We start from the raw sequence: 26891 nt of genomic DNA on the forward strand, positions 1-26891 counted from the left end.
AGAATGAGCAAGTTCAAAGTTTGAGATTGAGGATGGCTCTCGTTGCTTGGATTTAACGAGCGGTGCCATTTTTAGCCGGTTTCAGCAACATTTTGGTTTGGCTTTTCATCGTTACCAATTTTTCCACAGGAACTCCCTTTTTATCCTAATTTCTGCTGCTTGGAAAGTCTGCCAAATTGGCATATTTTTTGCCAAATTTTCTGAATTAGCTGCCAATTCACCGAGGACTGGAATTGATGATTGCAATGCTACTGAACAAATGGTCGTGGAAGAGGAATTTGGCAGAACAAGAATCTTTAACATCGTAACGGTTGTAATTTGCTCCACATTCCTGCCAACGGATGAAACCAATTTCAAGTAAAACTGTAATAATTCATACAAGTTGGCTCGGTTTAGAACATTTGGAGTTAAAGATCCAGTTGTTGCTGCGCTAGATGGTAATAAAGACCTTGAAGCGAAATCAGTTCATCATGAGTACCGCGCTCAATTAGAATGCCTCGATCTAAGACCAGGATGCAGTCAGCGTGTCGGACCGTTGAGAGTCGGTGGGCAATGATAAAAATTGTGCGATTTCGGCTAATTCGAGCTAAATTTTGCTGGAATCGCCGCTCGGAGTCAGTATCTAGAGAGCTGGTAGCTTCATCTAAAATCATAATTTGAGGATTTCCCAAAAGCGCTCGAGCGATCGCAATTCGTTGTCTCTGTCCGCCAGAGAGATTTGCCCCCCGTTCCCCAACTTTTGTGTGATATCCCAACGGCATATCTTGAATAAAAGCATGAGCTTCTGCAAGTTTTGCCACTTCAACAACTTGCTCTAAGGTAAAGTCATCCGAGTAGAGCGTAATGTTTTCTAAAATGGTTCCAGAAAACAGAAAACACTCCTGCGGTACCACCCCCAACTGACTCCGCAAAGATGAGGGAGAAACATGGCGGGTATCGTGACCATCGACACAAATTCGACCGCTGGTTGGCTGATATAAACCCTGGAGCAAATTGACCAACGTACTCTTTCCAGAACCGCTGCGCCCGACAATTGCCACCGTTTGCCCAGATGTCACTTCAAAAGATAGATTCTGAAGCGTATTGCGCTCTTGATCTGGAGAGTAGCGGAAGGTAACATTCTCCAATTTCACCTCGCCCCGCAACTGAGGCAGAACTAGCAAAGGTTTTTGAGGACTTTCTTCGGGTTGAGCTGAAAACACATCATTCAGCCGTTCCACAGATACCAAAACTTCTTGCAGTTCATCCCAAAGGTTCACCAGTTGCAGCACCGGGTTGATGACACTACCAATCATCATATTGAACGCCACAAACTGACCGCTCGTGAGCCGATCCTGAATTACCAGCGTCGCCCCGTACCAAAGCAATGCTGTAGTACCCAAGGTATTAATTAAGCCGCCGGTAACTTGCAAGCCGTTTGCCAGTTTTTGACCCTGAAATTGGGCATTTAGGGTGCTGGTTAAGCGGTCTTCCCAACGCCAGCGCAACTGTCGTTCTGCTGCTGCCGCTTTCACCGTGGCGATGCCGGTCATCATTTCTACGAGTGAGGAATTTTGTCCCGCCTCTTCGTTAAAAATTTTCCGCGATACTCCTCTGAGAAATGGACTCGCCACCACCGTCAAAATAACAATCGGGGGAATTAGCGCTACCACTACTAAGGTGAGACGCCAGTTGTAATAAGCCATTAGCCCCAAATAGACGAGTGCCATTGAGGCGTCTAACCAAGCTGTGACCGCTTGGCGAGTTAGAAACATCTGGATTTTCTGGTTTTCCTGAACGCGCGTGATAATGTCCCCGACATGGCGCGATTCAAAAAAGGCAAGGGGTAAGGTCAAGGTGTGGCTGATAAAGCCGCCGATCAGGGTGAGGTCTAATCGGTTGCCAAAATAATCCAGCAGGTATTGTCGAATTCCCGTGACGCAGACGCGCCAAACGCCAAATAGTAGCAGACCAAGGCTGAAGACATGCAGGGCGATCGCGCTTTTGTGAACAACCACCCGGTCGAGAATTATCTGGGTAAACAGGGGGGTAATCAGACCAAAAATCTGGATCAGCAGAGACGCCAGGATAATTTGTCCGATCGCGGAACGATAAGGCCAAAGCAAACCCCAAAAGCGATTGAGAGAATTTTTTTCCGTTGGGGCGGCGTGCAATGCTGGCGTCGGATCGAGCAGCAGGGCGTATCCTGTCCAACTCGCAAGAAATTCCGCCGCAGAAAGCGATCGCCTACCAACAGCAGGATCGGCAATCAAGATGCGATCGCCCTTGACTCGGTAAACCACCACATAATGATCGCCCTGCCAGTGGGCAATCCAGGGGTTTTTCCCCTCGACTAAGCGGTTTAAACTCGCCCTGACGGGTTGTGCGTGAAATCCGACGTTTTCTGCCGCTGCGCCTAAGTTCTTCAGGGAGGCACCGGCACGCCCCACGCCAGCGAGATTCCGTAAGGAAGTGATGCTAAATCGTTTCCCCCAGTATTGTCCGATCATTGCCAAGCAGGCGGCACCGCAGTCAGAAGAGCTTTGCTGCTCAATTAAGGGATAGCGTTGCCAAAACCATCGACCCGGACGCTTGACGGGTTTGGGAAAAGCAATCGGAGGCGATTCAGGGGGCTGGATATTTGCCTGCACCTCTGACTGAATTTGCGGCGGTCGATTGCCCTTCAAAGAAGCTGGTGGAGACAGGTTTTTTGGCTGATGCCGCAATTTTCCTTTCTCCGTAGATTCACGGTGCCCGTTTTCAAGGGTTCGCTCGGCAACTGCTTCTGACTGCTCTGAGAAAGTTGCTGCGATTGGCGCAATTGCTCGTGCTGCCTCAAAGTGTTGCTCAGGCAACTGATAAACGACTAAATCAGTCTGGGCAATCCAACTGCTCGGTGTGGGATGAGGATACCCCCAACTTTGTCCGATGGTGGGGGGTAAATCTGCGTCTTGTCGGCTTTCAATTTGACCGCTGCGTAACCAAAAGCGACCCGCCTCGGAGGGTGTGGATTCAATCAAAGATGCTCCCGCTTCGATCCGCGTTTCTACTAGGTAGGGCAACAGTTGTCGTAGCGTATGGCTGCTCAAGCGCCGCCAGTCTGTAGAGGTTTTGAAGAAAATCAGACATTGCCGCCAAATTGCCTGCTGTTGCAGGTAGTCTCGCAGATTCGGGAGTCGCTCTAACCAAGGCTGAAGGTCTGCAACTGAAATCCGAGCCACAATTCCGGCACTGCCAGCGATCGCGCTCGTCAGCTCGCAATGATTGCCAAATACCTTTTCTGGCCCAAAACTTTCTCCCGATTCCACCACCAGAGCGGGAACTTCCTTACCCTGTGCTGCGTCTAAGGCTAGTAGCCGCACCCGACCTTCACAAACTAGGTAAAAATCCCCCTGATTTTGTTCATCACGAACTGAATTTCCTGAGGCAGTGCCGGCACTATAGTTGACAAGGCGATCGCCCAGTTGAAAATCGCAAAGTTCAAATGCTTGATTCAAGTCGGAAGCAAAGCTCGTATCTGATTGGGACAGCCTCAAGAGATTGAGGATATCGGGAAGGCTAGAGTAAGCGTTTTGTATGTCCTGAAGCGGAGGATGACCCTGTACCAGCATCCGATTCATCAGTGAGCCTCTTAGCTTTCAAGGTTTGTGATTGGCTCAATATGCGTTTCCGGTAGGTATCGCAGTAGTAACCGCTAGAATCCTTAGCCAGAAAGCATCTTTTCGATAAATTTCCCGAAAACTATAAACAGCCTAAAGTTTTTAACTTTAGGTTTTTGTAAAAAAAGCATTAAAGGGAAGTTAAGGCTGTTTAACCGTTAACAATGTATATGTCTTAGTGAATTTACTGAGGATTTGTCAACCGAGGCGCTAACGAATCTCATGGCTTCCATACAACTTTACAGAATCTTTACAAAAAAATGATGGAAGCTTTATGGAATCGTTCGATTTGTTCATCGTAACTTTACAATAAACATTCTTAACTCCGTAAATTCCGCACTGTCTTTCGCAATTGATATTTAAATTCGTTAGTGTAGCAGCAAATTCTATCAATCTGATATATTTCACAAACGGGGATGCTGCTCAATCCTTCTTGAATCAGACAAACTTAACCCCCAATCCCCCTACCAGGGAAGGGGGATAATTTCACTTTCGCCTTAGAGGATGCTGTTGGCTAATCGGGGAAAACGATCCCATTTAACATTACCGTAAGCTTCTCTTTGCCCCCCCATTGAGGGTAAAGTTGGGGGGAATCAAATGTGTAGCATCGTTAAGGAAAAATGGGATAACGAAAATTATTGGGATACTGCCGTTAAAAGTGCGTTATCATGCCGTAGATTGCCCAAATTGCCATTGCTCGCAGATAATGACTGGCGCGGAAAGTACCGGCGGCAGTAATCGCTTCCGGGGTTCGGAATTGCAACCCATTGTCATAAATTTGCTGCACCACAGCTTCCGTCATTTGGAAGGCTTCCTCTTTCATTCCCATCTGGATCATGAATGCTGCTAGCCCAAAGTTAATACCAGTCCAAACTTCCAGGGGATGAGTCGCGTCGGGGTTTGCTGGTGTACCGTCGGGTTTGACGCCATTAACGGCACCGATAAAGGTTTCAGGATGGGAGGACGGGAGGTGCCGATTGAAATTCAAAAAACAAGAATTATAGACAGTTTTTAAGGCAGATTCGGCACGCTCAAGCGGCACGAGATCGGGTAATTTTAATAAACGAGCGTAGAACTGACCGCATAGCTGATCTGCCATCACGATATCAGAGCCGCTTTCGCTATCGAGCCGGTAGTATTGACCGTTCCAGAGTTTTTCTTGATACACCTGCCGGGATTGTTTTAGCCAGGTTTGGTATTCGGTAATCGGTAATTGGTAATCAGGGGAATTTTCTTCGGAATTGAACTCAGACTTGTGTAATATTTCACCAATCGCGATCGCTGCCTCCAATGCTGCAATCCACAAGCCGCCGCAGTAGGCGCTAACCCCCTGCAACTTCCAATCATCGAACGTTTGATCGGGCGCACCCGAATTTTCGGGAATCCCATCCCCATCGATATCAAATTGCTTGACATAAGCAAGCGTCTTCACAATCGGCACCCAACACTCGCGCAAAAATTCGATATCTGTGGAACCCGTTAGGACAAAATCTCGATAAACCTGCAACACAAAGTCGCAGGGTAAATCTTTCCACAGGTTGCAATCTTGATAGCTGGTGTAGTTCGTTTTCTCCCACGGATGCTCGTTGGGGGCACCCAAATCGTGGGGCGTCGCATCGGCGGCTTTGCGAATGGCTGAGGCTTGGTTATAGCCGATAATTCGGGGCGTCTCGTCGTGGGTGGAAATCGCCCGTGCATAAGCTTCTAGCACCGCTTTGTCCAGTTTAGGCCAGAGCATCATCAAAGCAAATGAGCCGTAAAGTCGCACATCTAAGCTTTCGTACCAGCGATAATCCAAGCACTCTAGGACGCCAAATTGCCCCACAGGGTCATCTTCCGAAGCCGCAGTCCAGAGGGTGCCGCCGTCGCAAAGTAAGTACAGCTCATTAAACAGCGCCATTTTGAACCAATTGGGCAAGTCTTGACGCTGCAAAATCGGCTGTTGCCACTCCCGAATCGCATCCTTCCACATATCATCTTGCTTGAGAGCGGTGCGGACGATCGACCAGGCATTTTTGCCGTTTCGACCAAAGAAATCGGTGTAGCGGCGGTAGTATTGAGTGCCCAGATTTGGTTGCTGGTTACTCTGTGAGAAGTCCATTACTGGAAAATCCCAGCAGACGATGAAGGGAATTTGGCGAGTTCTCCCAGGTTTTAGAGTAAACCGGACAGCGATCGCGCAACCGATTTGTTCTCCCGGTGCTGCCGGAGTTTCATCTTCTCGATCTGGCAACGAGCCATTACAAGCGAATAAATCCCAAATATCTGAGCCATCCCCAATCGGGTTCCAACGACCGTGATAGAAGACTTCTAAACTAGGATTCGTGACAGTTGCGATCGCCCACTGTCCTTCTCCCTCTCCGACTTCATCGTGTAGCCTCACCCGATCTAGCAGACACCCCACTCGGTGGAAGTCCACAATCCACTGATTTAAATTTCCGGTACTATCCCCCCAGCGCGGCTGGTACTCGTAAACCGGACTGCCATCATCCCGCACCCGCACTTCTGGAGATTGAATTGCATTCGTAAACCAACCTACGACATTCTGCCACGTCAGCATGATGCTAATCGTGATCGGCTTATCCGTAGGATTGTGGGCAGTCCAGTGAAAGATTCCTGTCGGGTAAGAGCTTTCTTGATAGTTACCCGCCCAAATGGGGGAGAATTGCTCGCACGTCAACTGAGACTGAAACACCCCTTCATAGACAAACCAGCTGCGGGGATACAGCGCATGATAGGTTCCCGAAGAATTTCCGACCGACTCCGGACTCCCGGCTCCCGACTCACGACTCCTCCCTTCCTTTGGATACCACAACCACCGGGATAAAGTCCCATCATCAGGCGGTTCTGTACAAAGCGCATAAGCTTGCGCGGGGGAGTCTTCTGGCTGCTCGAAGACGCTGAACTGACAAGCAGGCAGGCTCCGGAAGACGTGTTCTCCGCCATCCAAATGCCACAAGTTAAAGTCGCCACGCGAAGAACGACCGATGCATCCGGCTCCAAAGCCACCCAAGGGCATCCCGTGCCAAGGGCCATCGTCGAGATTACTAGGGTAGCGAACCGTGTGGGGTTTGTCCCAGCCGAGACCAATGGGACGACTCCAAGTGCAATCGGGGATTTCGGGGCGAGGGCGTTGATAGATCATGCCTTGATTTTACGGTCTTTCGTTCCTACGATTACCCAAATTTTGTCAGTTCTTCTCTAGCTTCCCGATAAATTGGGGAGTTAAGAAGTCTATATACTGCAAACAAAAAACAAAATGTATTAGCATTGCACATTACGTAGTATTACTTAATTGCAAAAACTTTTCTTGTTGATTTCTCCTGAAAAATACGTAACTTAATCTATATTTTACAGGCATCTCTTTATAACCATCTGTATGACTAAATATTAAGAAATTGCACTACAATCTTAAATTTTTAATTATTTCTTTACCTCTAAAAAAATGACAAACTTCACTAAACTTTTATAGATTCTTTATCATTTCCGATGCTTATTTTTATGTCCAGAGGGGGATGATAAAAAAATATTCAATTTGATCGCTAGAGTATTACATACATGGAAGTTATCTCTCGGAAAACTGATTCATCAGCGAATCCACAGCCAGAGTTAGTTCAAAAAAAAGCTGACGAACTTCTCAAACGATACGCAACCGGACAAAGAATCTTTAGTAAGGTAACAATGCAGGCAGGCAAGCTATGTATTTCTACATTTAACTTGATGGGAGCCAATTTAAGAACTGCTTGTCTAAGCGGAATTGTCCTAGTTGGCGCTAACCTAAGTCAAGCTGATTTGGCTGCAATCGACTTAAGACGCTCGGATCTCAGTAAAGCCAATTTAACTGGCGCGAACTTATGGAAAGCAGACCTCAGTGGGACGAACCTTAGTTATGCAAATTTAAGTGAAGCTTTTTTAGGAGGAGCTAACTTGAATGGAGTGAATCTATATGGAGCTAATTTGAGTCGATCCAATCTCAGAGGAGCCGATTTGTTGGAAGTTGACTTGAGCGGAGCCATTCTGACTCAAGCAATTATGCCCGATGGCAGTATCCATGAGTGAAAAGGATTGGGAACATCTTAAGGGATGTCCAGAACCAAAGCAGAATATCGCCCAACGCGAAGAGGGCGCGGCGTTTGTCTAGAAGCATCCCTTGGCTGAATCAACGCGCGATCGCGTTCCATCTACTCTCCATGTATATGTAAAATATCTTAGGTCTACCTACTTTGCTTTCCAATAGCTGTGCGTTGACCGTTGTTGATTAATTAGAGTGTATTTGTAAAATGGGTCTTAAAATCGTCGAGAATTTTGACAGTAGTTTTGCGCTTGCGCCAGAAGCGAAAGAAGCTCTGTTCAGTTTATTAACAGGTGAAGCTTTTCTCACCCAAATTACTGAACAGACAAACTGGGAAGCAGTTGAGTTTACAGAATTACTTTTTCAACCTGTTCCTTACAGCACTGCAACTCCCAAAGGAATGCCAGCAGAATTTGAAACATATAAAGAATCTGCCGAGCATATTATCATCAACGTGCCGCCGAACTTTATGTTCAAAGCAAAAATATTTAAACCGTCTCGTCTTTGTGCCATTTATAGAAAGGCGCAGTTAAATTAAGATAGGCTAGGTGGTTGAAACCGCAGCTATACACATAAAGCTTGCCTTTTCTGGTTTAAAATTTATGATGTTTCGTTAGTCCGTGCCAAGCGGGCTTATTTTGTTTAGCCGCGATTTCCAGTTACCAGGGCTAATAAGTTGACGATGAGCGCTCCTCCATAAGTCGTGAAAGTGAGATACCCGACTTCTTCAAGAAGTCGGGTATCTGAATTCTTAGCATCTTACAAGGCAATTATTTCAAGCTTGTGCAGCGTTTATTTAAAAGGACTCCAAAAATAAAAAATAGAATTTTTAAAATAGCTAAAAATAATCCAGAAGGTAAATAGACAAAAATATTTATCTATCATAAGGTCATAAAGTGAAAACAGTTTTATCAAGTTAGTCTGAGGACTCAGCTAACAGTCCTATGTTAAAAGTGTTAAAAGTCACGCGCTCTCAACTGCAACGTTATGGTGTTGCTGCTTTGTCAGTTATCTTAACGTTGCTGCTGCTGCTGCTATTGCCGCCGACTAATACATCCATTTCGCCGCTGTTTTTTGCCGCTGTGACGTTCAGTGCCTGGTATGGCGGACTGGGGCCAGGGGTAGTGGCTACGGTAGTGGCTATTTTCGCTAACAACTACTTCTTCATACCTCCGACTTATCAGCTAAGGATACACAGTGGAGCGGACGTTCTCCAGCTAGTCGTATTTACCTTAGTCGCGCTGCTGATTAGTTCGTTAAATGCAGAATTAGTCGCTGCGAAGCAACGAAGTGAGGCAAGCTTATCAAAACTAGAAGTAAGCTACCGTCGCCTGATTGATACAGCTCACGAAGGCATCTGGTTGATTACCCCAAACTTGCGGACAGATTACGCGAATCAGCGGTTAGCTGAGATGTTGGGTTACAGCGTCCAAGAGATGGGCGATCGCTTTGTTTTTGACTTCATCAATCGAGAGGAACGCATCGAGGCAGAGCAACACATTGAGCGAAGTAAACAGGGAATTCGAGAGCAATTTGACTTTCGGCTTCGCCGTAAAAATGGCGAAGACCTTTGGGCAATCCTCTCCACAAACCCGATTCTCAATCGGCAAGGTGAGTTTATCGGGGTGCTGACAATGCTGACCGACATCACCAAGCGCAAACAAACCGAGAAGGCACTCCAAGAGAGCGAGAGGCGCTTCCGACGACTGGTTGAGGCGAATATTTTTGGTGTCACCTTCGCCAACTTTACCGGAAAAATCAACTACGCCAACGACGCTTTCCTGAAATTAGTCGGATATGAGCGGGAGGATTTGGTTTCGGGTCGGCTTTCCTGGGAACAGATAACACCGCCGGAATATCTGCATTTGGATGCACAGGCAGCCGAAGAACTCAAGAAAAATGGTGTTTGTACCCCATTTGAAAAAGAATATATCCGTAAAGACGGGAGCAGGGTTCCCATTCTTATTGGTGGTGCCCTGTTACAGGAACCTTACGACCAGCAACAAGAAGGGATGGCCTTCTTGATAGACTTAAGCGATCGCAAGCGAGCGGAGGAAGCGCTGCAACTGCGATCGCAAGCACTCCAGAATCAGCAGCAATGGTTAGAAGACGTGCTGAATCTGATGCCATCTCCTTTGCTGTTTGTTGAGCCAGGAACGGGTCGAGTCCTGTTTTCCAACCGAGCCGCTGACGAGTTGGCAGGAGGCGAATTTCCCAAAGATAAACCAGCCGAAGAGTACCACACCGTTTACTATTGCACGGATGCGACGGGAGCGCAGATTCCCAACGAGCAAATGCCAGGAGTACGAGTAGCACGCGGCGAACGGCTCAACGGGTTTGAGATGAACTGGCACACGCCAGGAGGAATCCGTTCCCTGATTGTCTTTGCGGATACCCTGCCACCGATGCACGGTCATTCCTCGGTCTGTGTCGTGATGTTCCAAGACATTAGCAAACGCAAGCAAGCAGAAGCAGCTCTGCGCCAGAGTCAGAAGCGGTATTCTACCTTAGCGAGAGTTTCACGGGTGGGAATCTTTCATACAGACAGTCGGGGGAAGTGTTTGTATACCAACGAACGCTGGTGCGAACTGACCGGAATCACTCCAGAAGCCGCATTGGGAGAAGGTTGGGAAACTGCCCTTCATCCGGAGGATCGCCAATGCATCTTTGAATGGTATCAAGCCGCGCAGGGAAATCGGCTGTTCCAATCAGAGTATCGATATCAGCATTCTGATGGTTCGGTGACTTGGGTATTAGGTCAAGCGGCTCCTGAAATTGGAGAAAACGGTGAGACCATCGGTTACGTTGGGACTGTCACCGATATTAGCGATCGCAAACAAATAGAAATCGCACTGCAAGAAAGCGAAATGCGACTGCGGCGCATTGTTGACTCAAATATCATTGGCATCTTTTTCGGCGATCTGAGCGGCAAAATTACCGAAGCCAACGATGCCTTCCTGCAAATCGTCGGCTATACGCGGGAGGATTTACAAGCTGGTGAAATTGCTTGGAATCTGATGACTCCACCAGAATACGTCGAGCGGACTCAGCAGGCGGTTAACGAACTCAGAGAACAGGGAGTTTGCGTTCCCTTTGAAAAAGAATTGATCCGTAAAGATGGCAGCCGCGTCTTTGTACTGGTGGGGACTGCTTTGTTTGAGGGATCTCTACAAGAGCAGGGTGTCTGCTACGTCCTCGATCTGAGTGAACGCAAGCGAGCCGAAGAAGAACGCGATCGCCTCTTCAAGCTGGAACAGGCAGCACGCGCTCAAGCGGAGTCAGCCAACCGGATGAAAGATGAATTTCTTGCTGTCCTCTCCCATGAGGTGAGAACGCCTCTCAATCCAATCCTGGGTTGGGCAAAACTCCTCCGCAGCCGCAAGTTTGATGAAAAAACCACCGCCCGCGCCCTAGAAACGATTGAGCGCAATGCCGAATTACAGTCGCGGCTGATCGAGGATTTGCTAGATATTTCGCGGATTCTGCAAGGCAAACTGAGTTTAAATATTGCCCCGGTTAACTTGGTGGCAACGATTGAGGAGGCGATGGAAACGGTGCGTCTAGCAGCTGAAGCGAAGTCGATTCAAATTCACTCAGCGATCGCTCCCAATCTGGGTAAGGTATTGGGGGATGCCAATCGCTTACAGCAAGTCGTCTGGAATCTGCTCTCCAACGCTGTTAAATTTACACCGATAGGAGGACAGGTAAAAATTCAACTTTCACAAGTCCCAAGTCCAGAGAATTCTGAATTCATTCAATCAAAATTCAATCAAAATTCCTATGCCCAAATCCAAGTAAGAGACATGGGGAGGGGAATTCACCCAGACTTTTTGCCCTTCGTCTTTGATTCCTTTCGTCAAGCTGATAGCCAAACGACACGGGTATCCGGGGGATTGGGGTTAGGACTGGCAATTGTCCACCACCTCGTAGAACTTCATGGGGGTACTGTTACGGCTGCAAGTCCGGGAGAAGGGCAAGGGGCAACCTTCACTGTGACGCTACCCCTAATGACAACTGCGCCTCAGACGAGTCAGGACAATCCGTTACTTGATAATTCTCCAAATTTGGAAGGGGTAAAGCTACTGGTTGTAGATGATGAGGTGGATACGCGGGAGTTAATCGTCTTCATTCTCGAAGAGTGTGGCGCACAGGTACGCGCTGTGGCATCGGCGGCTGAGGCGCTGGAGGCGCTAGCTCAGATGAAGCCGGATTTGCTGTTGAGCGATATTGGAATGCCTGAAATGGATGGCTATATGCTGATTCGTCAAATCCGAGCCAGGAGTGCAGAGGAAGGGGGAGAGACTCCCGCGATCGCCCTAACCGCTTATGCTGGCGAAACTGACAATCAGCAAATACTCAAAGCAGGCTTCCAGAAACACCTCACCAAGCCAATCGAGCCAGACGAGTTAGCGGTAGCGATCGCTAGCCTGATGAGCAGCATCAGTTCCTGAAGCTACCCTTCCCCGAAGAATTGATGTTAGCTCAGTTGCACTAATTTAGTGCCGCATTTAGAACAGAACTTTGAGTTCGCTGGGTTCTGATTTCCACAGTTAGTACAGAAAACGTGAGTGCGAGTCTCTTGAGCCGGAGAATGATTTGAAGCAACCCCAATTGGCTGAGTTGTAACAGGAGAATCAACAGGTTGACTACCCGGTGAATAAAGCTTAAAAGCTTCAATCATCTCCTGAATCACTCTTGCTTCGCGCTTGTAATTTAAGCTATCAGTTGCGCCTTCTTTTTCTAGTTCGACGGCACGCCGATCCAGATATACTTTCAGTTGGTGATACAGCGCTTGTTTTTTCTGCACCGTGTCAGCTTGGGTTAATTTTGCCGTTACCTGACGCTGAATTTCTTCTTTATCCGGGCGACACGCCAATACTTGCAGCACTTGCACCGCTTCTTCCCAACTAGAGGCGATATCGACATTTTCCAAACCAATTACAGTTTGTCGGGTGTAGCGAATTACCTTTTCTTTGGTTAGGCGATTTTCTTCTATTCGCAAAACTTGTAACGCCCTTGCTTGCACAACGAGGCGGAAAATATCTGGATTTTCTGGAAAGATATCCCAAAACGGCGGTTCTTTTTGAATGTGAACGGGAATCGGCGGTTCTTTGCTTTCGCCTTTAAGTTGCGCCCGTTTTGCCTGAATCGATTGTCCTTTCCAATCTTGATAAGATTGCTGCAACTCTGGCATTCCCTCAATGCAACGCAGAGAGAAACCACCAATTTCTTGTACAAAAACAATCCGGTGACGTTCAGCTTCTCCCAACGGTGTAATGCCTTCGTTGCTGCCAACTCTCTCCCGCAGAATCGGGATAAGCTTAATTGCCGCTGGATCGCTGCTGTTGCGTCCGCCAACCAGGGCGACTTTGGCATTGAGTGCGGGGGTAAAGCCTGCGTCTTGACGCTTGAGAACGGCGTCAGAGAGTAAAATCAGCGGCTTTGATTTGCTGTAGGCGGTGCCGATGCGGTTGCGGATTTCGGCTTCGTCGTTGTTGAAGACTTTGAATAAGCGATCGCCAGCTGCCAATTCCCGCTTCAATCGGCTACTTTCCGGCGCATTCATCACGACTAATTTAGCGCGATCGCTAATAATTTCTTTAAAGTCATTCTCCTGCACATCCGCCAAATTCGGCACATCAAATAGTCGCATCACCTCACCCGCCGCACGGTTGCGCTTCCACAGCGGACTTGCTTCTGCGAGAACCTGAACTGACAAATTGCTACAAATCCCATCAATTCCCAACTCGTAGCGACTCTTAGAACCTTCACTGGCACCTGCTTGTTGCTCAATTAAATCCCGATATAATTCATTGAGTTCTTCGCGGTTATAAAGCTTAATCCCATTCACAATCAAAGCGTCGGCACTATCCGCTTGTCGATCCGCTTTTTGCTGGAAATTATCGCGAGTTTGCTTCAACTTTTGATTTAATCGTGCCAAACGGCGGTTTAATTCATCCAGATGCTCTAGCATTCTGTTAATGACTTCTAAACCTAAATATCTCGCTTGAGTTTGAATTGTCGCCACCAAGCTACCTTCTAAACCCGTTAGCGCTAACTCGCCGGATTTTTCCATATCTGCCTGCTTGGTAAGGGCAAACTTATTCTTAAATTCAGTAATATCTTGCAGCGCCTTTTCGTAGTCTCTTTGTCGTTCGGTTTCCTTGGGTTGCCAAACTTTTTCTGATTCCCGGCGGAACTTTTCGGCGGCATTTTCAAAAATTTGACGAACCGCCGTCACGAAAGCATCAGCAAATTTTGGCCCTCTCGTGCGATCCTCAATAATCCGATAAAACTCTTCGTCTAAAGCTTTTCGCCCTTGTTGCACGATGCGGTTGCGGTTATCGTACATCTTTTGCAAGAAGTCACCGTGCAATCGCTCATCCGGGCTTAATTTCCGCAAATGATTGGCTTTATATTCTTCAACTTTCGGCTGGAGATAGTCTAAAAATTGGAGAATTTTACCCTTTTCTGAACCAACAATATTTACGCCTTGCTGGGTACATTGCAACTTATTATCCGTAGCAATTTCATTGCGGATAGAGTTTACCCAAGCGGAGATTTCGGTGATATATGACCTATCACCAGCCGCAGCTAAATCTGCAATCAGTTCCCCTTCTGTGAGGCGCATCCGTTTCAGGTCACTTTGCACCATTTCTAACACATTCGGCGGCAACTGTACCGATTCATTCAGCCACCAGCGAATAAAATCAGCGGCAAGTCGATCTGATAAAGAAGTACGAATTTGAGCTATCGGAATTTCTACCGTAGATAACCCAAAACTCATAAAGTTCTTAGGATAACCGCGTCCACCAGGATCTGCTTGCGCCCAAGCTCCTTTAATATTATCTCGAATAGAACGTTTATACGGCGCAAAATCAGAGGTTAAATCAAGAAAGATATTTTGGGAAATCATCTCTCGAATTTGGTCGAGAGTAAATTCACTTTCCCCGTTTTTTGTTCCAACCAGATAAGTAAAATCAAAAGGCGCAGATTTACTGCGAATTTCATCCACTAAACCACTGCTAAATTGGGCAATATATTCTGTTCTATAATCAGAAAAATAGCTCAATTCCATCAAAGCAGCGTAACCGTTAGCGAGAACGCGATCGCCTACATTAATACTGGCGAAAGCTGTAGGCATCGGCACAATTGCCGTCACCATCGGACTCGCTTGTCCCCGTAACCAATGGCGGACGCAATAGCCGGTATCAATCAGCATTCCGCTACCAGTCCCGCCAGAGAGAGAACCCGTCACAAAGACATTTAAACTCGTCGTATCTACCTTTATGCCATAGCGATCGCGCATAAAGGTTTCGTGTCCTTTGACGGCATCAGCAGCTTCATTAAACCGTCTTTGAAGTTTGTGGTAATTGCAATAAAAAGCAAATCGCCCATAACTGCGAATTTGTCCTGCACCAACTTCAATTGCCCCAATATTTCGCTCTAATTCGGTAGGAAACCAACTCTCTATCCAGGGATAGTTTCCCATATCCGACATAATTTTTTTGACTTCACTACCAGCAACACTTGCCCAATATTTTTCGTTGTCTTTGAAGGGAGAACCAGCGGCGGCAGGATTATTGACTTTGTACTCTCTATCTGTATCAATAATTAAAAAGCTGATTAGGGGGAAATTTTGCAAACTGCCATAAGTTTCTTCTACTAAGCGGCGTACTCGTGACAACACTTCATGCCCGGTGCCTCCGATACCCACTAATACAGTGGGAACCATGCTTTTCTCTTCTACTGCCATAAGATTTTCTCCTAGTAGCTATATTTTAGAATTTTTAACGCAAAGGAGCGCAAAGGTAAGCGCAGAGGTACGCAAAGAGAAGATTTTATTTGCGTACCTCTGGGTTTTAAAAATCTCACCTAACATTTAACAACGATATCCAATAAATTAAATAGCTGCCAAACAATTAAAGGTGTCAAAACACTCCAAAATAGAGCATTACTTAAGGATAATTGACCAGAAAGTGACCGATTAAAACCAATTAAACCTTGAAATAACCACCGATCCAGGGGTAAAATTAGCGTCCACATTAAAGCAATCCATGTCGCCCCTAGCCCCAGAATAAGCCATTTAAGGTTACTGTTGAAACGGGTAAAAAATGTGTCGGTGAAGAGCATTTCTAGATTATTCTGTTCGCCAGACAGATAAATACCGCCAGTAGCTAAAGCTGCGGCTTGCAATTCTGGAGAGCCTTCCCCTATCACAACTGTATTAATTCTAACTTTACGATTCCTGGCATCGGTGATGATGGCTGGTGACACGTTAGCACCGCCATCGGTAACTAACAGTAATTCTCGACAGCGCTTTTGCCCAATAGTGCCGAGTGCTTCCGTACCTTTTTGAATTGCTAAGTTAATATCTGTCGTATTGTTCGCGACCAGTTGAGGGAGATCGGGATTTGCCAAAGCTTGAGTTAATTCGGCGTCCACTTGTTGACTGTCTGTTTTAAAATCACCCGTAAGCGATCGCACAACTCCCCCAAATCCCAAAACCTGTATCTGGTTTTTGTTTCTCAACTGCTGGGCGTTTTGTTGCAAATACGACCGCACCGCTGCGACTTCCCGATCCATCACCGTACCTGGGGCGTTAAATTCCGTACTGTAAGTGCTGCTGCTGAGGTCGAGAGCGATCGCAACTGCTACTGGCGGTCTACCTAATCCTAACAGCCAGATGAGTGCCGTCACGACTATACACGCTCCCAGCAACATCAACGGAATCTGGAATAACGGATACAACCACAAACCGCGACGAGAACGACTCACTTAGAGAACCCTGTTGTAAATTGGTCATGAGTCATGAGTCATCAACAACAACGACTCATGACAAGCAAAAACAAACTATAAACTACAGCCCTTTCACTACCGACTCCGGACTGCAATCAACCCAAAAACTCCTCTCTCTCCTCTCTTCCCTCTGCGTCCTCTGCGTCCTTGGCGGTTCGTTCTCTTCTAAATCGGGTTAAATTCATACTTAGATCCCGGCGGACCATTAGAACCAGGCGCGGCTTGCACAAGCGGAACTTCATTGAGAACATTAAAATCCGTAGCAGTACCGCTAATGGGCACTCCCTGGTTCAGAAGTTGAGATACCCCCGAACGAGAGGGATTTTGGCTAAAAGCAGACGTTAAAGCTTTCGTCGCATCATAAGCGGTAGCGGTGCGCCAGCTGACACGTCCTTTCCAAATCGTGGCAGCTTGGTTGGCGAAAGGATCGTTCGGTTGAGAACTCCAGGGAACTGCCAGCACAATGCCTTTAATCGCGTCGCCGCCAGAGGTGAGGATAGTCGGGTTATACAGTTCATCTCCGCCAATTAACTGTAACCCTTGCGTCCCCGTGGGATTGGCTTTGGCAATCGCAACGGCTCGATCTACTTTATTCTTACTGAGTGCCAAGAAACCAATTTTCGCCCCCGCCCCAGTTGCATTCTGAATCTCAGTAGCAGCATTGAAATTGGCACTCGTAACATCTACTTCTTTTACAACTTTGCCGTTTACTTTAGATAAGGCGGTGGTGAACTGCTGCTTTAATTGCTGACTGTAAGGACTATCGGCGTTGTAAAAAACCACCACAGACGGCGCGGAGGACTTTGTAGCGGTATATTTTGCTAAAGTGGTGCCGACTGTTTGCAGATAAGTACCTAGCAACTCATTGGCTTTTTTGGCGAGGGGGATGGTTTGCAAGGTAGACTGACCGCTAGAACCGGGAGTAATGCTGGTACTGATGGGAGAAAGGACGGTTAACCCCGCTTGTTCGTACATCGCGATCGCTTGCTGAGAGCCATTATCTACCCCATGTCCCAAAACGCCTAAAATATTCGGTGACTTGGTAAGGTCTTGCGCCAAGGAAACTGCTTTTACCGGGTCAACATCGTTGACAATCACGACTTCTAATAAGCGTCCGGGTGTCGCCGGAGACTGGTTAAACTCGTCTTGCGCTTGTCCCACACCCCGCAGAACTTCCTTCGCCGTGTCCGGACTGGGGGTGATGGGGACTACGACTGCCATTGTCAGAGGATTTCCGGCTTTTTTGGCTTTGGCGTTATTCAGGTAAATTTTGCTTTCGGGATCGTTGGGGTTGACGCTAACCGCTTGTTGATATTGCGCGATCGCTTCCTCCCAATTTTTCTGGGCAAACGCGACTGCGGCGGCTGTTTTTTGGGAATTTGTTGCATCCTTTAACAGGATTTTCTCGCCTTGACTGATCAACTCGGCATTATTAGCGGTATCGCTTGCGATCGCTTGCGGATCGGCAGTTTCCGTGGGTGCATTGTCGCTAGCGGTGGGAGATTGAGTCTCAGGAGACGCCACGATTGCCGGTTGTTTATTCCCCTGTGTCAGTTTATACAAGCCAAATCCCCCCGCCAGTACCGCCAGAATCCCCAGCAGAATCAGGATTGGCAGCAGAAGTGAAGGCTTAGAACCGGGCGGCTTAGAGATGACCGTTTTCTGGCTTTTCTGAGGATTCATTGCCTCTCTAGGCAAGCCGCAAACAATACAGTCTGGCCCGTGATTTTCCTGGGGTGGATGGGCTTCATTGCTTGGGTACTGTTGATTGTTGTTTTTCGGTACACCATCACAGATCCATTTGCCTTGCGTATTCAATTCTGCCAATCTCCCTGGTAGCCATACTTACTATTTATTCTAATAATTCCAATCTTCTGCCGGATAGAGCAACTGTGTCATCCCCATTGGCATAAGGATTCATTCAGATTAAAAAAATTGATTATTATAGCTTAATCATTTAATTCTTGTTAGCGCGGCAACGTTCGCTGCTCCAGACGCTTTAAGATAGTGAAGGTGCATTATCCTTCACTAAGCTTGTGAAGCGTGAGCGAAGAAGCTTAGAGACAAGGTTAATTATTTTTAAGCGTTTTTTTGGCAGTAAGATGACACCCAAAGGAAGACCCTCTGAATTTAGGTCTGAATCTAAATTTAGGGATTAACTTACGCTCAATATTTTTTCCTAAATTCATTCGAGCCACCTCTGTGAGATTATCAAAAAGTCAAATAAATAACTCAAAAAATACCGATGACTTCTGAAAGCGATATTCCATCTCTTGCCAGCCTAGAATATATCCCTTACCTCGACGAAACCGGACATTTACCAGAGAAATTTCAGGGAAAAATTGGCGTATACGCAATATTCGATCGAGAGAAAGTGTTGCAACTGATCAACTATTCCCGCGATATCAATCTCAGTCTCAAGCAACATTTGGTACGTCAACACGAACGCTGCTATTGGCTAAAAGCACACACGAGCGATCGCCCGAACCGTACCCTGCTAGAAAGCATTCGGAATGCCTGGATTGAAGAAAATGGTGCCGTCCCTCCCGGTAATGGTTCCGAACAAGCTGCATGGAACGATCCGATTGATGCAAAACGAGCCATGACCGCTGAGGAACAAACTAAATTGACAAGTCCAGCGATGGATGAAGTCGGGCAAGGGAAGCTGTTAAAAAATGTAGCAAGGCGCGTTGAAGAAGAAATTTTTCAGCAGCTCAAATCTCGTGGGGTTCAAGAAGAACTCCGCTTTAATCCAAAATTAAAAGAAAGTGGCTTACTAGACCTAAAGTAAGGACGCCATAACCGCAAGTCTTCTACAATCCTTGCACCAAGCAACCCCGACCGCCCTAACATCCCATGAATCCACACCTGTTGAACAATCGCTATCGCATTATCCAGACGCTGGGAAGTGGTGGATTTGGTAACACCTTTCTGGCAGAAGATACTCATATGCCGTCACGGCGTCGCTGCGTAATTAAACAGCTCAAGCCAATGGCAAACAATCCCCAGATGTTCCAGATGGCGCAAGATCGATTCCAACGGGAAGCGGCTATTTTAGAGGCGATGGGTGAAGGTAGCGATCAAATTCCCAAGTTGTACGCCTACTTTTCGGAAGCTGGGCAGTTTCACCTGGTGCAGGAATTAATTGAAGGGCAAACCCTGACCAAAAAGGTGCAAACTCAGGGGTTAGTGCCTGAAAGTCAAGTTAAGGAGATACTTGTCAGTCTGCTGCCCGTCTTGGATTATATCCACAGCAAGGGCATCATTCACCGGGATATCAAACCGGACAATATTATTATCCGGCAACGGGATGGGAAGCCGGTATTGATTGATTTTGGTGCCGTTAAGGAAAGTATGGGTGCGGCGGTGCATCCAGGGAATGCTCCCGCCTCGATTGTAATTGGCACGCCGGGATTTATGCCGCCGGAACAGGGAGTCGGGCAACCCGTCTTCGCCAGCGACATATATAGTTTGGCGCTGACGGCGATTTACCTACTCACGGGGAAACTACCGCAAGATTTACCAACCGATCCGCGAACGGGGGAGATTTTGTGGCATCAGTCCGCAGCGAATGTTAGTCCGGGTTTTGTTGCTGTCTTGGATAAGGCGATTCAGTCGCATCCGCGCGATCGCTATTCCACTGCTAGAGAAATGCTCAATGCTTTACAATCGGGTGCAACTCCAACGGTGGCTTCTGCTGGGGGTGCTGGATCTAATATGGCAACCGTTGCGGTGTCTCCGGGTGGTGGGAGGAACGTTTCGCCTGCGCCCGTCAGTTCTCCGTATACCCCTCAAAACCCTGCGCCTGTAGTTGGTCAAGGACAGCAGCGGAATCCTCTGCTAATCGGCATTGTGGGTGCAATTGTTTTGGTGGGGGCTATTGTCGGTCTTACCCAACTTTTCAAGAATTTTGGGCAACCGTCTTCCGTCACGTCATCTTCCCCATCAACATCACAACCAACCACCAGAGAAACAGAACGAACCCCAGAAAGAAATCGTCCCCTAGAGACATCGCCAGAACCATCACCTGACAATTCTCCGACAAGACAGGACGCAGCGACGCCGCCAGTTATTGCTGAATCTCCTAGCCCAAGATCGGAACGTTCACCCGAACCTGAACCAGCACGCACTACAGAACCCGCGCCCGTTCAATCTGCGACACCAGAACCAGCGCGATCACCTGAACCAGCGCGAACTCCCGAACCTGCACCCATACCCCAAAACAATAACCCGAATCCAAATCGTCCAGTTTCGAGCGTTCCCACATTTCCCGTCGGTACATCAAGAAGCACTATCCAAGCATCCCTCGGCAACCCAGACAGAGATGTAAGTGGCGCTTGGAGAACCCGCGCTGTCATCTATAACGTAGTGCCAAATCAGATCGATCTTGGCTACTTATTCGATCGGAATTCCGGTCGTCTTCGCCAAACTGAAGCCTCCTTTTACCCAACAGTAGATCCTCAAGTCATGGAGACTACTTTGGATGGATTATTAAAAGGTGGAGCCGATAATTACATTAAAGATGGACTCCAAAAAGTGCAACAGCGTCGCTTGAGTTCTTACCGTTTTACTCAAGGCTCTTTAAAAGGCATGATTGTCCGGCAAGATTGTGATGTTATTTACATCAGTATTTGGGAAGCAGATATGCACGATTACAATGTGTCTGCTGCTAGGAAATGTTAGTATTTTTATCGTCCGCTTTGGGACAATGCTAATAGTTGTAGTTTACAAACATTTGTTAGGTTTTGTCCCTCAGCCTCACCTACATGGGCTTCTAAATCGTGCTTTTCAGTCTACTATCTTAGTGAACTTTGGCTTAAAGTGTGCGGCTTCAATCGCTGGCGGATGAATGGGTTAAAAACTAAAATATATCCTTCCGCTTCTGTACCCAAAAAGTAACTGTTAAATAAACTGCCGCGTGCAGCAACAAAATACCCCAATTTAACCCTAAATTCTGCCACGTTGGCTCGTAAATAGGCGTTTTATCAAACGGCATCGGCGCAAGCGTACCATTCGGTAAAAATATCGGATCGGGAACCATTGCATTGACATTGACCAAAGAACCATAACCGCCAATCGACCAGCGACTTAGCATCAACCAAGAAATTCTACTGGCAATTCCTTCCATCTTAAATAAAACACCCGAAAAGATAATTTGAGGGAGCAGAAGTAAAGGTAAAGCACTATTCGCTTGACTGCTATTTTTGGCAAGGGATGAAACTAGTAAGCCTAAACTCATGCTAGTAACAAGCGTTAAAAAGGTATTGACTGCAAATCCTAAAGACCAAGGTATCAATTCAGGTTGCGGAGATTTGAAACCAATCAGAATCACTGCTGAAATTAGCAAGGTTTGCAATAAGGCTAGACCGGAAAGAACGAATATTTTTGAAGCGAGATAAGGAATTAACCCTAGATTGACCAATCTTTCTCGCAAGTAAATCGCAGCTTCTTTGACAATTTCTTGTAAAGAACTGGAAAGTCCGACCCAAATCGCAGCGCAGGTAAATACAAATAATACTCGCAGCGCTAAAGGTGCAAGGGCAGGATCGGATTCGCTGCTAAGAACGAGAGGATTTTTTCCTCCAATTGCTAGGGGAATTAAGGCGATACCGATGGGAGAAGTTAGAAGAGATAAAGCGAGATAGATGCGATCGCGTCCGATCATCTTCAAGTAGCGCCCACTCAGCAAAGCTAATTGCTTCCAAGGCGAGATACTGGCTTTCTGGGGAGGTGAACCGGCGTTTTGTGGTGTATGACTGCCAGCACCGAGGGAATTAGCGATGTAGTGCTGATAATCGGGCGATTGGCGAAACTGATTCGCGTATTGTTGGACAATGGCTTCGGTTTCTTCTTCTTTCTCCTTATCCAGTTGCGTGTAAATATCGGCAAAGTTATCCGTTGTCACCCCAAAAAATTTCAGCGCGTCCTCCGGGATGCCATAGTAACAAAGTCGCCCACCGCGTCCGAGAAAAGCGACGCGATCGCACATTTTGATATTCGCCGTTGCATGAGTGACTAAAATAATCGTCCGTCCTCGATCCGCTAATCTCCGCAACATCTGCATCATCTTCTTATCCAAACCGGGATCGAGTCCTGAAGTCGGTTCGTCCAAAAAAAATAACTTCGGATCGGCTAAAAGTTCTACCCCAATGCTGACTCGCTTGCGCTGACCGCCGCTGAGATGTTTGATTAAGGCATCCTGGCGATCGCACATTTCAATATCCGCCAGAGTTTTTTGCACCACCTGTGACACATCCGTATCCGGCGGGAGTCGCAGCGCCGCCGCATAAGTTAACACTTCTACCACCGTTAAATCTCGGTGCAAAATATCATCTTGCGGCACATAACCAATTTGGGTGCGGTACATATTAAAGTTCTTCTGCAAATTGTCGCCATTGAGATACACCGCACCCTTACTCGTCTTTTCAATTCCCAATAAAGTCTTCAGCAACGTAGATTTACCCGTTCCGCTTCCCCCCACCAAAGCCACAAATTGTCCTGGTTCAATCGCCAAGGAAACGTCATCCAGACGCCGTTCGATGACCAATTCCTCAGCATCCAGGCGAATTTGATTGCCCTGGTCGAGTACCACCAGATTGTCGCCGCGCAGCACCAGGATAAATGACCCAATGCGAATGGTTGCCCCCTGTGACAGGACAGCAGAACCCGTTACCCGTTGCCCGTTTATAAAGACGCCGTTAGTACTGCGATCTTGCAGAATGTACCGCCCTTGAGAGTCCGTATCAATCGTGGCGTGACGTCGAGAAACGATGGGCGAATCTAACTGCATCGTGGCGTTGGCATCGCGTCCGATTTCCACCGACCGATTTTTGAGCGAGACGGGACGCGGTGGCGTCAGCATTTTGGCGCTAGAGGGATTGAAATACCTCAGCTGAATTAAGTTCTGAGGATTTTGACCGATTTGAATTTCGATGCCATTTTCCAGGCGATAGCCTTCTGTGGGCGTAATCAATCGGTGATCTACAAACAACTTATTGGTACTGGGTTTGCGTCCATCGCCGTCATAAATGTAATAGTCATCCCCATCTCTATGTAAGACGGCTTGGCAAGCCGAGATGACGCGCCAATCATCTGGAACAATCAGATCGGCGAAAGCGCGATCGCGTCCCAGTATGTGTCGGTCTGCTGTCAGTTCCAAGGGTGGTAAAATCTGCCCCTGATTATTTAGCACCAAATAGGGATTGGTGCTGATAACAGTCCGCTGCCCTGGCTGGGTGGTCATTGCATTCTCTAAAAGTGGGTAACTTTTTTTAGGAAAATGAAACCTTTCCGAGGTTTCTCCTTCTTTATCCTTCTTTAACTATTGGTAAATTTTGCTGAAACTGCTAGAAATGTCCTGAATACCTGATGTTATCTTCTAAAGAAAACCTTACGCGGTGAAGGCCAATGATGCCAACGCTGTTGGACAATCGCTATCGCATAATTCAGACGCTGGGCGCTGGTGGGTTTGGCGAAACCTTTCTGGCAGAAGATATCCATATGCCTTCGGGTCGCCGGTGCGCGATCAAGCGACTCAAGCCGGTGACGAATAATCCCCAGTACCAGCTAATTAAAGATCGATTCCAACGCGAAGCCGCCATCTTAGAAGAGTTGGGCGAAGGCAATTACCAGATTCCCCGGCTGTATGCTTACTTTGCGGCTGGCGATCAGTTCTACCTAGTTCAGGAATGGATTGAGGGGGAAACGCTGGCTCAAATGGTGCAACAGCAGGGATCTCTCAGCGAGAGTTCGGTGCGGGAAATTTTGGTAAATCTATTACCTGTCCTAGATTACGTGCATCACAAAGGGATTGTCCATCGAGATATTAAGCCAGCCAACGTGATTGTGCGAAAACGGGATACCAAACCCGTCTTAATTGATTTCGGGGCGGTGAAAGAAACGATGGGCACCATCGTCAATTCTGAGGGGCGTACCATCAGCTCAATTGTAATTGGAACGCCTGGATTTATGCCTAGCGAGCAGGCAATCGGACGCCCACTTTTTTCGAGTGACTTGTATAGTTTGGGTTTGACGGCGATTTATCTACTGACCGGCAAACTTCCTCAATCCCTAAATATCGATCGTGACAGCGGCGAGATTCTGTGGCGTCAGTATGCTTTGAATGTTAGCGCCAGTTTGCTAGCGGTGCTAGATAAGGCAATTCAGTCTCATCCGAGCGATCGCTATACGAATGTTCAAGAAATGCTTCATGCTTTAGAAACTCCAGTCTCTCCAATTCCCCCCACGGTTCCTTACGTTCCTCTGCCAGTCGTTTCTCCACCTCCAGAAAACACCTATCAGCCATCCACGGTGCCTTCTTACCCTCCTGAAGTTGCTTCTTTACAAACCGCTGCGGTTTCATCCTCCCAACCTGTTGCCACCAGAACCATCTCCGATTCAAGAGATTGGCAGAAGGCTGTGATTTTAGGCAGTGCGATCGGGGTAGTAATTCTGGGTGGTATTTTATTCACAACTGGAAAGTTACCAAGTTTTTTTGCTAACCGTTCTCCCAATATAGAAAACCCTCAGCAAGCTCAACAAGAAGCCGTCGCGTTAATTAATCGGTGGGTAAACAGTAAGCGAGAAATATTCGCTCCCCCCTTTAATCGCGAACTTGCTGCCGAACTGACCACGGGACAACTCTATGAGAATACCGTTGGTGAGGGCGGCTCAATGGCTTGGCTAGAGAATAACAATGCTTACTACCAGTACGGCGTTCAAAAAGTTGGAGATATTGAAAAATTTACCGTAGATGGTGATCGCGCAACTATCGAAATCAGGGTAACTGAAGAGCGTACTCTCTATAAAAACGGTAATATCGACCCCAACGAAACTGACTTCAAAACTCGACTGGTGCGATACACTTTGCAATCAGTAGACAGCAAATGGAAAATACTTGAATACAAAACGATCAGGGAAATTCAATAAATACCCGTGCAGTTGCTCTGTTCAAAATTATTTAAAACGGGAAATCAGGAAAACTTAAAAACCGTAAGGTGTAGCTCGTGGGTCAGCAACCACAACCAAAACCGCATAAACGTGCCCAACAAATTGCCAAATTTAAAGCCAGACGTGCAGCTCGTGCCCATCAAGTCAAGAGACGGGTGCGACGGCTGCGATTTGCTGCTTTAGCGATCGCCTCCGCTACGATCTTTACAACTTGCGGATTAACGTTAAATCGGTTGGTAACTCAGCGTCCAGCAGTCGTATCTGAGCAACGAAGTTCTACCTTGCCGGAACTTCCGCTTTGGGCTAAAACCGCATTATTACCTCTTCCGTCTCGCCTACCCGGACGCGATGCTTCACAACTTGTCTACAATGTCAAGACTCCGCCAAACTTTAAACAAAGTCAGGAGTTGGAAGAAATTGTTGATGATGTTGTTAAATTGGCGACCGAGAAAGACTTACCTATAAAGCCTTTATCTATTACCTTAATCAACGTTAAAACAGGTGAAATTGCCGGATATAAACAAGATACATTGAGATATCCTGCTAGCGTCATCAAAATGTTTTGGATGGTAGCTCTCTATGCTCAGATAGAAAACGGGATTTGGGCAGACGAAGGTGCATTTTCTTTATATGTGTCCAAGATGATCAAGGAGTCTGATAACGAGGCAGCTAGCTTCATCCTTGACCTGTTAACAGATACGCAATCTAGATCGAAAATAGAAAATGATGAAGAGTTTAAAATATGGCTAGATAAACGTCAACAAGTGAATCAATTTTTTAGAGGAGCAGGCTACAAAGACATTAATATTAGCCAAAAAACTTTTCCAGTTCCCTATCTAAGACTTCCAGAGCCTCTAGAGATTGATTTGCAAATGCGAGGCGATCCCAAAGACCCCATTCGGAATAAGATAACAACCGATCAGGCAGCTAGGCTCTTGTACGAAATGTGTGGAACTGGACAGGCTGTTTCCTCAGCCGCTAGCGAAAAAATGTGCGGATGGCTAAGAAGAGATTTGCGCCCAGAAATGAGAACGCAAGAGTCAAAAACCTGGGGTGACTTCAACCCCATCCAGGAATTTTTTGGCGAGGCTTTGTCTGATGTGGATATTGATTTTTACTCAAAGGCGGGTTGGACTTCTTTTTCGCGCCAAGAAGCGGCATTCGTCGCAACCAGAGATGGTAGCACCGTTTATATTTTGACAGTCTTTGGTGACGATGCCGCCTACGCCCAAAATAAGACAATTTTTCCCAAAATGTCTCGTTTAGTCTTCGATCGCATGGTCGCCCGGAATTCCCCCTAGGAACAAAAGAGGGATTAGATTAACCTGAGTTCGGGATAAGGAGGGGACAAGCGAGTAAGCTAAAAGTCATCACACAACAGCTTTACAGGCTCGTCCCATGCTTAGTCTAGAAGAACTTTTTTGCTCTGTCGA

The 26891-nt window shown here is 47.1% G+C and carries 13 protein-coding genes; 7 read left to right on the forward strand and 6 right to left on the reverse strand.

Annotated elements, in window-relative coordinates; genetic code table 11:
- Window positions 1-407 precede the first annotated feature (407 nt).
- Window positions 408-3599 carry an ABC transporter transmembrane domain-containing protein gene (locus H6F52_RS10335; protein WP_242033905.1) on the reverse strand — a complete coding sequence of 1064 codons (3192 nt, stop codon included), beginning with the start codon at window positions 3597-3599 and terminating at the stop codon, window positions 408-410.
- A gap of 691 nt (window positions 3600-4290) precedes the next feature.
- Window positions 4291-6783 carry a GH116 family glycosyl hydrolase gene (locus tag H6F52_RS10340; RefSeq protein ID WP_190534317.1) on the reverse strand — a complete coding sequence of 831 codons (2493 nt, stop codon included), beginning with the start codon at window positions 6781-6783 and terminating at the stop codon, window positions 4291-4293.
- Window positions 6784-7196: 413 nt separating this feature from the next.
- On the opposite strand from H6F52_RS10340, the gene H6F52_RS10345 reads away from it, so the two are divergent.
- From H6F52_RS10345 to H6F52_RS10355, 3 genes are all read left to right on the forward strand, one after another.
- Window positions 7197-7697, forward strand: a complete 501-nt coding sequence (locus tag H6F52_RS10345) for a pentapeptide repeat-containing protein (RefSeq protein ID WP_190534321.1) — start codon at window positions 7197-7199, stop codon at window positions 7695-7697.
- Between the two features lie 221 nt (window positions 7698-7918).
- A complete protein-coding gene (locus tag H6F52_RS10350; protein ID WP_190534323.1) occupies window positions 7919-8248 on the forward strand; it encodes a hypothetical protein in 330 nt (109 codons plus the stop codon).
- A 406-nt stretch (window positions 8249-8654) separates the two neighbouring features.
- Window positions 8655-12161, forward strand: coding sequence for a PAS domain S-box protein (locus H6F52_RS10355; protein ID WP_190534326.1), 3507 nt, complete (start codon window positions 8655-8657; stop codon window positions 12159-12161).
- Between the two features lie 26 nt (window positions 12162-12187).
- Here the strand turns inward: H6F52_RS10355 and H6F52_RS10360 are convergent, their stop codons facing one another.
- The 3 genes from H6F52_RS10360 to H6F52_RS10370 form a co-directional block, all read right to left on the reverse strand.
- Window positions 12188-15466 carry a tubulin-like doman-containing protein gene (locus H6F52_RS10360; RefSeq protein ID WP_190534329.1) on the reverse strand — a complete coding sequence of 1093 codons (3279 nt, stop codon included), beginning with the start codon at window positions 15464-15466 and terminating at the stop codon, window positions 12188-12190.
- A gap of 119 nt (window positions 15467-15585) precedes the next feature.
- A complete protein-coding gene (locus H6F52_RS10365; RefSeq protein ID WP_190534332.1) occupies window positions 15586-16488 on the reverse strand; it encodes a VWA domain-containing protein in 903 nt (300 codons plus the stop codon).
- A gap of 186 nt (window positions 16489-16674) precedes the next feature.
- Window positions 16675-18327 carry an ABC transporter substrate-binding protein gene (locus tag H6F52_RS10370; RefSeq protein ID WP_190534335.1) on the reverse strand — a complete coding sequence of 551 codons (1653 nt, stop codon included), beginning with the start codon at window positions 18325-18327 and terminating at the stop codon, window positions 16675-16677.
- 427 nt (window positions 18328-18754) lie between these two features.
- Between H6F52_RS10370 and H6F52_RS10375 the strand changes: the two genes are divergently transcribed.
- Window positions 18755-19300 (forward strand): GIY-YIG nuclease family protein, encoded by a 546-nt coding sequence (locus tag H6F52_RS10375; RefSeq protein ID WP_190534338.1) that lies wholly within the window; start codon window positions 18755-18757, stop codon window positions 19298-19300.
- A gap of 65 nt (window positions 19301-19365) precedes the next feature.
- The gene (locus H6F52_RS10380; protein WP_190534341.1) at window positions 19366-21192 is read left to right on the forward strand and encodes a protein kinase; all 1827 of its coding nucleotides are present in this window, start codon (window positions 19366-19368) and stop codon (window positions 21190-21192) included.
- A 178-nt stretch (window positions 21193-21370) separates the two neighbouring features.
- Here the strand turns inward: H6F52_RS10380 and H6F52_RS10385 are convergent, their stop codons facing one another.
- Complete coding sequence (locus H6F52_RS10385) at window positions 21371-23752, reverse strand: ATP-binding cassette domain-containing protein (protein WP_190534343.1); 2382 nt, start codon at window positions 23750-23752, stop codon at window positions 21371-21373.
- Window positions 23753-23916: 164 nt separating this feature from the next.
- On the opposite strand from H6F52_RS10385, the gene H6F52_RS10390 reads away from it, so the two are divergent.
- Together H6F52_RS10390 and H6F52_RS26400 are read left to right on the forward strand one after the other, a co-directional pair.
- On the forward strand, window positions 23917-25437 hold the full coding sequence (locus H6F52_RS10390) for an IMS domain-containing protein (protein WP_190534346.1): 1521 nt from the start codon (window positions 23917-23919) through the stop codon (window positions 25435-25437).
- Window positions 25438-25514: 77 nt separating this feature from the next.
- Window positions 25515-26759, forward strand: coding sequence for a serine hydrolase (locus H6F52_RS26400; RefSeq protein WP_190534349.1), 1245 nt, complete (start codon window positions 25515-25517; stop codon window positions 26757-26759).
- Window positions 26760-26891 lie beyond the last annotated feature (132 nt).

It is taken from the genome of Coleofasciculus sp. FACHB-542 (genome assembly GCF_014695825.1).
In the GTDB taxonomy this organism is placed as follows: domain Bacteria; phylum Cyanobacteriota; class Cyanobacteriia; order Cyanobacteriales; family FACHB-T130; genus FACHB-T130.